Here is a 9,978-nt window from a genome sequence, read left to right as displayed (position 1 = left end):
GGTAGGAAAATAGTCAAAACCTCGCCATATTGCGGACGCTGACGGACAATTAACTTACCACCAATTGCTTGAAACAGGTGTTTAGTAGCAGAGATATTTAAACTAATAGTACCTGTTTCTGGTTGGAACATGAGCAACTGACCCAAAGCTTTGCGAATGGGGGGAGTTGCAGGTGTGCTAACTTTATTAGTATCTTGAGAGAGAGTCTGAGGCGACAGTTGTAACTTTAATTGATCCCCTGCGGGTATGACTTGCACTTGAATACAGCTACCAGCAGGTAAACTGCGGGTGAAATTTTCCATCAAACCCGTGAGAACTTGATCTAACATAGTGGGATTACTCACCACAGTCGGTAATTGCTGCGGTAACACCACATCTAAAGTTAAATGGCGACGTTGCGCTGCTTGTTGCCAACGGGGTATACTTTGTTGTAACACCTGATCCAGAGACATGGCTGTGAGGTGGGTGTTAGCAGACTTCGCAGATTTGCAAGTTTCTAATTCTGCTGCTTTAAATAATAACTCCATCCGATCAATCTGCTCAGTACACTCATGATCGATAATTTCTAAACGATTGATGACATTTGCTGGTAAGTCTCGCCGCTTCAATAGCAGACGCGTCATGGTGCGAATAGTAGTTAAGGGTGTGCGGACTTCATGAGCAAAAGCTTGCAGTAATTCTACATCCGGGTTGGGAGTAGAATAATTGGGGAGTGGACATTGGGGATGAAGTTCTGGGGGTTGGGTGTTGGGGATGGAATGCTGAGAGAAATCTTCCTTAATTGCTGCTGACTCTGGTACAGCTTGCAGTAACAATTGACTAAATTGCAATACAGTCCGATAATTTGGTGCGGCTACCGGATAGTTTTGTACTAATGCGTCCAACTGAGCGAAACAATCGGGATTAGTTAGCATAACACGCGCACCGAGCGATCGCCATGCTTGCTGTACTACTTCCGGTTCAAAAGAAAACGAAAATTTTTTTTGTCCATCTGGATGAGTTGCTAACACCAACACCAAGCTAAAATTATCTGTGAATACCAGACAAAATTGCTCTGATGCTAAAGGATCGGCAGGTAGTAGCGGTAATACAGACTCACCGGGTGTAGTTTCTGGTTCACTACAAGCGATCGCGCTTGGCATTTGAAACGGCATTAATGCCAACGGGTTAAATGGTTTAGCAGTAAAAGTTACCGTCTGCAACTTCTGAGTTAATCTTGGCTGACTAAAGAGGGGTGCTGGTGCAGCCAAAACCAAACCTGAGACTGCATCAGGTGCAGCATTAGCTAAAGTCTCAACCAGCAGATGTTCTGTAGCGGCTAAACTCATCCGCCATTGTTGTTCTGCTTTCATGACGGAACATTCAGCCAAACTTGATTGACTTTCAGCTAACACTTCGCTCAGACTTGGCAATATCCATTGGTACACAAACATTCACCCCTTGCTTCCAGAGAGATTAGCAGCTTTGATAGGACTCAGGCAACTGGCGCATCGAATCGGGTGCATCACAGGCAAAAATCCTCATGAATTCAGTTTTGAACTTTGACTGACGCACCCTACAAGTTGATTTTTTTTGTGAGACTCAACTTGAGTCTTGTTTGAGATTTAAAATTTCTCTACTACATAGAGGTTATATTTATTTACGCCCTAACAACAGTCGTATAACCGAACTAAATAGGCGCGATTTCCCCTGTATAGTTTTTTTAATTAAATCGGGTACGTTCAAGCAACAGATAACGCACCGCATAAGCATGGTGTCTTAAGTCTTGTAGGGTGCGTCAGACTGTTTAGATGCTGTCAATAAACTCATGCTTGATATCTGACGCACCCTACTATTATGTCAGTTGCGTAAGTCCCCAGTTTGATAATTTGAGTGGACACTTTTGCAAACTGGTTAGCGGATTTTAGCTTTGAGCAATAGTATAAGTGTTTAGCTTCAGCTATTTTGTGGTGCTTGCTGACGACATTTGCCGTTTCAAATTTCATCTTGTTTTAAGATTTGTTCCTAGGCAACACACACAAGTAAATTACTCGCTTCAATGATGCAATAGGGAGATAAATATGAAAAAGCTAGTTACCTTATTAGTTAGTAGCTTTTTATTAGTTGGTAGTTTTGGTTGCCAAGAATCTGCGAATAATGCTAACCAAACTCCTAATCCTACGAATGGAACTGCGGAAACCACGACTAAGCAAGCTACTCAGACTACACCAGTTACAGATAAAACTGTCAAATCTGCTGAAAATTCACCGACTAATGCAGATACTAAAGCTAAAACTGAGACTGAGAAAAAGCAGGCGATCGCTTCTGATGATGATTTAGAAAAAGTTGTTAGTCAACAGTTAGAAAAAGGCTTACCCGGAAATAAGTTAGAAGTGGAAAATGAACAGGGTGAAATTACCCTTAAAGGTACGGTTGCTTCTTCAGCAGAATTAGAGAAAGCACAAAAATTAGTTAAGGAAGTGAAGGGAGTAAAAAAGGTAAAAGTAGAAGTCAAAGTTGACACTGAGAAAAAATCATAGATGATGGTTGAACAGTATTCTGATTAACCAGGACTTACGCAACTGGCATAATAGTAGGGTGCGTCAGATATCAACCATCTGTTTATTGACAGCATTTAAGCCGTCTGACGCACCCTACAAGACTTGTAGACGTATCCAAACGGGGAGATTTGAGTATTTTATCTCTTCTTGTTTGCGCCTACTCTGGCAGTTCCGCCTTGGCGGTATGCGCGAAACAAAAAAATCTTGATGCAAGAAGTCAATAAACCAACAGTCCCCAGTACCTCAAACTTCAGGCGTTTCCGTCGGTGTGGGTGTGGGTGTGGGTGTAGGTTCTGCGGTAGGGGTTTCCGTGGGTGTGGGTGTAGGTTCTGCGGTAGGGGTTTCCGTGGGTGTGGGTGTAGGTTCTTCGGGAGGGGTGGGACTTTCTACAGTCAGACTGAGTTGATAATTTGCTGATGTGGAAGCAGTAGACACCACGACAAACTCATAAAATCCTGATTCTGGTAGTTCAGTTGATAAACTGCGTTTTTGCGAATCTTCTAAAAATGTGATTTTCCCGGAAGGAGAATAAACTGATAATAAAACTTTGGAATTGGCATCCAATTTTAAATCTAAAGTTTGATTTTGTCCCAAATCAGCAATAAAAACTTTACCAGCAGCCGGTTTCAGAGTACCACTAATGTTTTTACTAATAGCACCGGGATCAAATACAATTCTTTGGAAAGCACTACCAGCTAAAAGGGCGTTAAGTTTGTCACTGACAAAAGCGTGCCAAACTTGTCCGATAGGCTGATTGATAAAATCTCGCCCTTTTTGTGCGGGAAAGGCGTTAAAAAATGCAGCATCACCTAAATCATACAAAGCCCGACTACTAACGTTGATTTGGTTAACTGCTACCTTCCATCTATCCCTTTCTGCGGCTGTGTAAGTACCGAGTTGTCGCCTGGCGTTGGTACTCAAAGGCGCAAGTTTTTCTAATAATTGGGCGGCAATCCGATCCCACTCGGCGCGTAAACTTTCATCTTCTGGTTCATCGCTGAGGGTGCGCCCTTGTAAACTGGGATTTTCCTCCCAAAAGGCTTGATTCACTAAACTAACGTAGAAATTAAAGTCTACACCCAATTGTTGACGGCGATCGCTTAATCTTTGTTTGCGTCGTCTTTCTGCTGGCGAATATTTATCTAAAGGATTAGTGGGTTGGGTAATCGTGGGCGTTGGCGTGGGGTTGACAACTATCGGTTTTTGTGTATTAGCATTTATTCCCCACCAAACTAATCCACCAGCACCAGCAAACGCCAGTAAACTCAAGAAAACTTTAGTTGGTGTCCACCAGTTGTCAGGTTGAGGAGGTGGGGGAGTCGGGGGAGTCGGGGGAGGGGAGGAAGATGGGGGAGATGGGGGAGATGGGGGAGATGGGGAGACAGCCAGGGTAGCGGATGTAGGTGCTGTAGTCGGTGATGTAATGGGAGTGGGTGGTGTGGTGGGTGGCGTGATGGGGATGGGTGCTTGAGTGGGGGGATAATACGCTGGTTTGGGGTTGAGTGCTTCTAGAACTTGCTGGGCTGACTGATAGCGATCGCCTGGTCTGGCAGCTAGCATTTTATCTAATACCTGTCCTAAAATCGGACTGAGGCTAATTTCCTTGCGCCATTGCCAAGTCAGATTATAAGTATCGAGTAATTCTTGGGGTTGTTTACCCGTCAGCAACACCAAGACAGTCACAGCCAAAGCATATAAATCACTGTGAGGCGAAACCGCACCAGTTTGCATTTGTTCTGGTGGTGCAAAACCCACCTTACCCAGTAGAGTAGCCTGTGGAGTTGGAACACCTGCACCCGGTTGGTAATATTGAGAAGCCACCGTAGCCGCTACTTGTTTGACACCGCCAAAATCAATTAAAACTGGTAATTGGTCAACACTACGCAACATTAAGTTATCCGGCGAAATATCGCGATGGATGACACCCAAACTATGGATATAATCCAAAACTGGCAGAATTTGCTGTAAAAGTTGGCGGATTTCCGCTTCTGTGAACCTTAAACCCTGCTGTTTCCGAGAAATTAATAAGTTACTATAAGTTTCTCCTTCTACATAATCTTGGACTAAAAACAGATATTGTTTACCTTCGAGGCTAACTTGAAACATTTCCCGAAACCGGGGGATTTGGGGATGTTGTAGCTGATAAAGAACAGTAGCTTCCCGTTGAAATAATTCTTCAGCTTTTTGGATAACGTATTCTGTTTGAACTTGGGGAGAAAATTCCTTTAAAACACAAAGTTCACGGAAACGGTTAACATCTTCTGCTAAATAAGTCCGTCCAAACCCACCTTTACCAACTTGACGTACAATCACATAGCGATCGCCTAAAGTTAGCCCTGCTTGAATACCAGAACTCTGGGTATTATCCACCAATTTCTCACCACAATGGAGACAAAAGCGACTTTCGGGAGAATTTTCGTGTCCTTTAGAACAATAAAGAGAATACATAGTTTAGTAAATAGTCATTAGTCATTAGTTATTAGTCATTAGTTATTAGTCATTAGTCATTAGTCATTCTCCCTCATCTCCCTCATCTCCCACTTCTGGCTTGACTAACTTGATCAGATGCGATCGCGTACCAGATTTGACCTAAAGTTTGTTGATTCAGTTTCCCACGGTCTTGGTCAGGAAACAACTGCTCAAATTTTTGATTAGCGTCTCTATTTAAATCATTAACTGTATATCTTCCCAATTGTCCAGAACGGGCTTGTCTTCTCCATCTTTGGTAATCTTGCTCCGTATAGCTTCCTAGTTTACGGCGAGACTCTACACTGAGGTTAGCTTGTTCTATTTTATTTAGCAAATCCCCAGCAATCCCAGCCCATTCATCGCGCAAAGCTGCGTCTTTTGCTTCAGAAGTCAGAGTCCGCCCTTTTAGTTCTGGTTTGCGCCCATAGAATAACTCATCTACCGTGCGGATAAAAAAACCTTCGGGAAGTTCTAACTGTTGACGACGGCTAATCACTTCACTCAGACTAACTTTGTTGTTATTCCCCACTGGTTGAGCAATAGGATTGGGTAAGGATGGAATTTGAGGCAAAGAAATTGATGGTATCGTGATTGATGACACACCTTTAACCACAGAATTTACTACCGCCCAAGTTCCTGCACCAGTCAAAACAACTAAAGCTGTGCCGCCAAAACTCACCGCAAACGGACGCAACCACACAGGTAACGGTAACTTTTGGGCTAAAAATTGAGTTTTACTATTAATTTTACTCACAATTGCCCCAGCTTTCCGTCCAGGGGCAACTATCATTGTCTTCATCTTGGTAATTTGGGTAACAGGTAATTTAGTAGCAGTTGCTGAGAGTACAGGTTGTTTAGTCACAGTGGGTGAGGGTAAATCTTTCAGAACTTGCTCGGCGTTTTGATAGCGATCGCTTGGTTTATAAGCCAGCATCTTTTTTAACACCGTCTCTAGTTGATAACTCACATTAATTTCCTTCCCCCAACGCCACATTCCGTTAAAGCTATCGTATAGTCTTTGTGGCTCTTTTCCAGTCAATAAAACTAACGCCGTTACCGCCAAAGAATATAAATCACTATTAAAATGTACTTTCCCCTGTCGTAATTGTTCCTCTGGTGCGTATCCGTTTTTACCTAAAAGAGTGCGATTAGCTGCTAACTGAGTCATCCAAAAACCCTGAGCCGCAGGTAATTGCTTCACCCCACCAAAATCAATCAGTACAGGTAAATTATCCGAACGACGCAAAATCAAATTATCAGGAGAGATATCACGATGAACAACATCTTGAGCGTGAATATACGACAACACAGGTAAAATTTGTTCTAATAAAGTGATGACTTCCTCTTGACTAAAAGCCTTACCTTGACTTAAACGCTGTTCTAAAACTTGGTCAAAATTATCACCCTCTACATAATCTTGTACCAAAAAGAAAAAATCCCGACTGCCGATTTTTACCTGTAACGTTGCGTGAAACCTAGGAATTTGAGAATGGCGGAGTTTTTTGAGGACATTTGCTTCTCGCTCAAACAACTCCTTAGCCTTTTGTAAATCCTGCTTCTCAGTAACTTGGGGTGCAAACTCTTTCAGCACACAAGTTTGATGAGATTTTTTGGTATCCTCAGCTAAATAAGTACGTCCAAAACCACCTCGTCCTAATTGACGTATCACCCGATAACGATTATCAACAACTTGTCCAGCAGCAAGAGCCAAAGCTTCACCGCAATGAGTACAAAAACGATTACTGCTATGATTGGCGTGTTGTTTACTGCAATATACCTGCATGGCGCGGAACGATAGATGAGGGTTTTTTTAAATTACTACAATAAACACAGTTTAATTTACGGAGAATGGGGACTGGGGATTGGGGATTGGGGACTAATGACTAATGACCAATGACTAATGACTAATGACTAATGACTAATGACCAATGACTAATGACTAATGACTAAATAAGATGAAATATCAATCAAGAGGACAGCAAGCTATTAAAGCATGGGAAGATTTTGTTTCTATCCCTCTAGAGGTGTTATTACAGCAGCATATTAACACTTCGGCTGAATCATCTGTGTTGGATTTATTTCATGATGTGGCTGCTAATGTACCTGCTTATCAAGCTTTTTTGGCAGACAGGGGAATTAATCCCGATGCTGTGCAGAGTTTTGCAGACTTTCAGAAACTTCCTGCGATCGCTAAAGAAAATTATATTTCCCGTTATCCTCTCACAGATTTGTGTCACAACGGACAACTAGACGGTTGCGATATGATAGCCGCTTCCTCCGGTTCTACAGGTAAACCGACATTCTGGCCGCGTTTCTTCACCGATGAATTACAAATTGCTACACGCTTCGAGCAAATTTTTCATGACAGTTTCGCCGCCGACAATAAACGCACCTTGGCTGTAATTTGTTTTACCCTCGGTACTTGGGTCGGGGGAATGTTCACAACTAATTGCTGTCGGTATCTCGCCAGCAAAGGCTACCCCATCACTGTCATCACACCCGGTAACAATAAAGACGAAATATTGCGGGTTATACAGGAACTCGGCAGAAATTTTCAGCAAGTGGTTTTATTAGGATATCCACCATTTTTAAAAGATGTCATTGATACAGGGATTTCCCGTGGTGTAGACTGGCAACGCTATCAGATGAAATTTGTGATGGCAGGTGAAGTCTTCAGTGAAGAATGGCGCAGTTTAGTTGGTGAAAGAGTCGGTTCTCAAAATCCCTGCTATGATTTTGCTTCACTTTACGGTACTGCTGACGCGGGAGTATTAGGTAATGAAACGCCTTTAAGTATCTGTATTCGCCGCTTTCTCGCGCAAAATCCCACCGCCGCTAAAGCGTTATTTGGAGAATCCCGTTTACCTACACTCGTGCAGTATGACCCAGTGAGCCGCTTTTTTGAAGTGCAGAACGGTCAATTATGGTTTTCTGGGAATAATGGCATTCCCCTAATAAGATATAATATTTTAGATACTGGGGGAATTATTCCCTATAATGATATGCTCCAGTTTTTAGCAGACTGGGGATTTAACCAATTAGAAAATTTAACTTCTCAAACCCCTGACTCCCCAAGAGGTATTCATCAATTACCTTTCGTTTACGTTTTTGGACGCTCTAATTTTACGGTGTCCTATTTTGGCGCGAATATCTACCCGGAAAATGTCACAGTAGGATTAGAGCAACCTGTGATTAAAGATTGGGTAACGGGTAAATTCGTTTTGCAGGTAAAAGAAGACGCAGATAAAAATAGATTTTTATCTGTAGTTGTGGAATTAGCACCGGGGGTAGAAGGTAGCGAAGACAAACGCCAAGCTATCACCACCTCAATTCTTAACCAACTGTTGAGACTTAACAGCGAGTTTGCTAACTACGTGCCGAAAGAATATCAAACCCCGCAAGTTATGTTAACACCAACGGGCGATCGCGAATATTTCCCCATCGGCGTAAAACATCGCTACACACGCCAATAAATCTTGTGGGGTGGGCATCCTGCCTGCCCTAAAGTAATTCATATTTGATGAGGATATGAGGATATAGATCCCCGACTTCTCAAAGAAGTCGGGGATCTGAATATTTATTCACTGTAAAACCTCTATTTCTTCCCCTGGTAAAGTCAAAGTTTTACCGACTGGCAGCACAGCTAAAGCATTTGTTTGAGCTAAATTAATTAAATTGCCAGAAATATGACTACCTTTAGCTTTGTGAAATTCGTAAACGCCATCAATTAAATGTAAACTTCCCCAAATATAAGTTTCGCGCTTACCATCTGAACGTAACTCATCATGCGATCGCACTCTGATAAATTCCACATCCCAACCCGCAGCCATTCCCCCCAATTTCCTAATAGTCGGTTGCACAAATCGCCAAAAAGTCACCAAAACCGCCGCCGGATTTCCCGGTAAACCGAAATATATCGGCGACTGGGGAAAGCTGGCGACGGTGAGGGGTTTTCCTGGGCGCATCGCTACAGCGCGGATGTGAATTGTCGCGCCTAACTCATCAAGAATTTTGTCAACGTAATCATAATCACCCACAGACACACCACCGGAAGAAATCACTATATCGGCGTTAGCTATGGCGTGTTTAATCGTTGCTGCTAAATCTTCTGGGTTATCCTTAACAATGCCTAAGAATATCGGTTCTGCGCCGCTTTGTTGCACCAAAGCAGCTAAAGCATACTGATTAGAATCAACAATTTGTCCTGGTTGTAAAGCTTGATTGACTGTAACTAACTCATCTCCAGTAGAAAAAATCGCTACACGAGGACGACGGTAAACCCTGACTTGAGAACACTGAGAAGCGGCTAAAACAGCAATTTCCGCCGCCGTTAACTTAATCCCTGCTGGTAATAATTCTGTCCCTGCTTGATAATAAGAGGCTTTGCGTCTGACAAATTCCCCACTTTGGGGTGTAGTGAGAATCAAAACCCGGTTATCTTCCCGGCGTGTTTTCTCCTGCATGACGACAGTATCAGCACCCTTGGGAATCACCGCACCCGTAAAAATCCGTGCGGCTTGTCCTGGTTGTAGGGTAAACTGGGGCTGATAGCCGGCGGCAACTTCGGCGACAATTTCTAAATTAACTGGCTGTTCAACGCTAGAGTTTTGGACATCCTCATAACGTACCGCATAGCCATCCATCGCCGAATTATCCCAGTGAGGAAAATCTAAAGCACTGGTGACAGACGTTGCTAAAATACGTCCGTTAGCGGCGAATAAATCTATATCTTCCGTAGCTTGTAGGCTGTGTAGTGGTTGAACTAAATTGAAAATAGTTGCTGCTGCATCCCTGACTGATAACATAGCGATCGCCTCAAATTTCCTGAAATAATTTACCTCAGCCTGAAATTGTAGTGGCGTGTCAAGGCTAAAGTAGTGCAAAAATATAGTTCTTGTAGTGTAAGCTCTCTAGCCTGCACCGGACGGGCTAGAGAGCTTATCCTACAAGAGAGTTTTAATGCAACATT

Annotated in this window: 6 protein-coding genes; 2 read left to right on the top strand and 4 right to left on the bottom strand. The window is 42.9% G+C overall.

What is annotated here, in order from left to right; translation table 11 throughout:
• A partial coding sequence (locus AACS98_RS21465; protein ID WP_066383990.1) for a sensor histidine kinase occupies positions 1 to 1,427 on the bottom strand: 1,427 nt, incomplete at its 3' end.
• Between the two features lie 633 nt (positions 1,428 to 2,060).
• On the opposite strand from AACS98_RS21465, the gene AACS98_RS21460 reads away from it, so the two are divergent.
• Complete coding sequence (locus tag AACS98_RS21460) at positions 2,061 to 2,519, top strand: BON domain-containing protein (RefSeq protein ID WP_066383832.1); 459 nt, start codon at positions 2,061 to 2,063, stop codon at positions 2,517 to 2,519.
• Between the two features lie 264 nt (positions 2,520 to 2,783).
• On the opposite strand, the gene AACS98_RS21455 is transcribed toward AACS98_RS21460, so the two are convergent.
• Together AACS98_RS21455 and AACS98_RS21450 are read right to left on the bottom strand one after the other, a co-directional pair.
• Complete coding sequence (locus tag AACS98_RS21455) at positions 2,784 to 4,988, bottom strand: serine/threonine-protein kinase (protein WP_066383829.1); 2,205 nt, start codon at positions 4,986 to 4,988, stop codon at positions 2,784 to 2,786.
• 82 nt (positions 4,989 to 5,070) lie between these two features.
• A complete protein-coding gene (locus AACS98_RS21450; RefSeq protein WP_066383826.1) occupies positions 5,071 to 6,792 on the bottom strand; it encodes a serine/threonine-protein kinase in 1,722 nt (573 codons plus the stop codon).
• A gap of 172 nt (positions 6,793 to 6,964) precedes the next feature.
• Here AACS98_RS21450 and AACS98_RS21445 point away from each other — a divergent pair, with 172 nt between their 5' ends.
• Positions 6,965 to 8,482: a phenylacetate--CoA ligase family protein gene (locus tag AACS98_RS21445; protein WP_066383822.1), complete on the top strand. Its 1,518-nt coding sequence runs from the start codon at positions 6,965 to 6,967 to the stop codon at positions 8,480 to 8,482.
• A 108-nt stretch (positions 8,483 to 8,590) separates the two neighbouring features.
• On the opposite strand, the gene AACS98_RS21440 is transcribed toward AACS98_RS21445, so the two are convergent.
• Positions 8,591 to 9,814 (bottom strand): molybdopterin molybdotransferase MoeA, encoded by a 1,224-nt coding sequence (locus tag AACS98_RS21440; RefSeq protein WP_066383819.1) that lies wholly within the window; start codon positions 9,812 to 9,814, stop codon positions 8,591 to 8,593.
• Positions 9,815 to 9,978: the final 164 nt, after the last annotated feature.

Source organism: Anabaena sp. CA = ATCC 33047, from assembly GCF_963870205.1.
Lineage (GTDB): Bacteria > Cyanobacteriota > Cyanobacteriia > Cyanobacteriales > Nostocaceae > Trichormus.
This window is presented reverse-complemented; position numbering and strand designations above follow the sequence as displayed.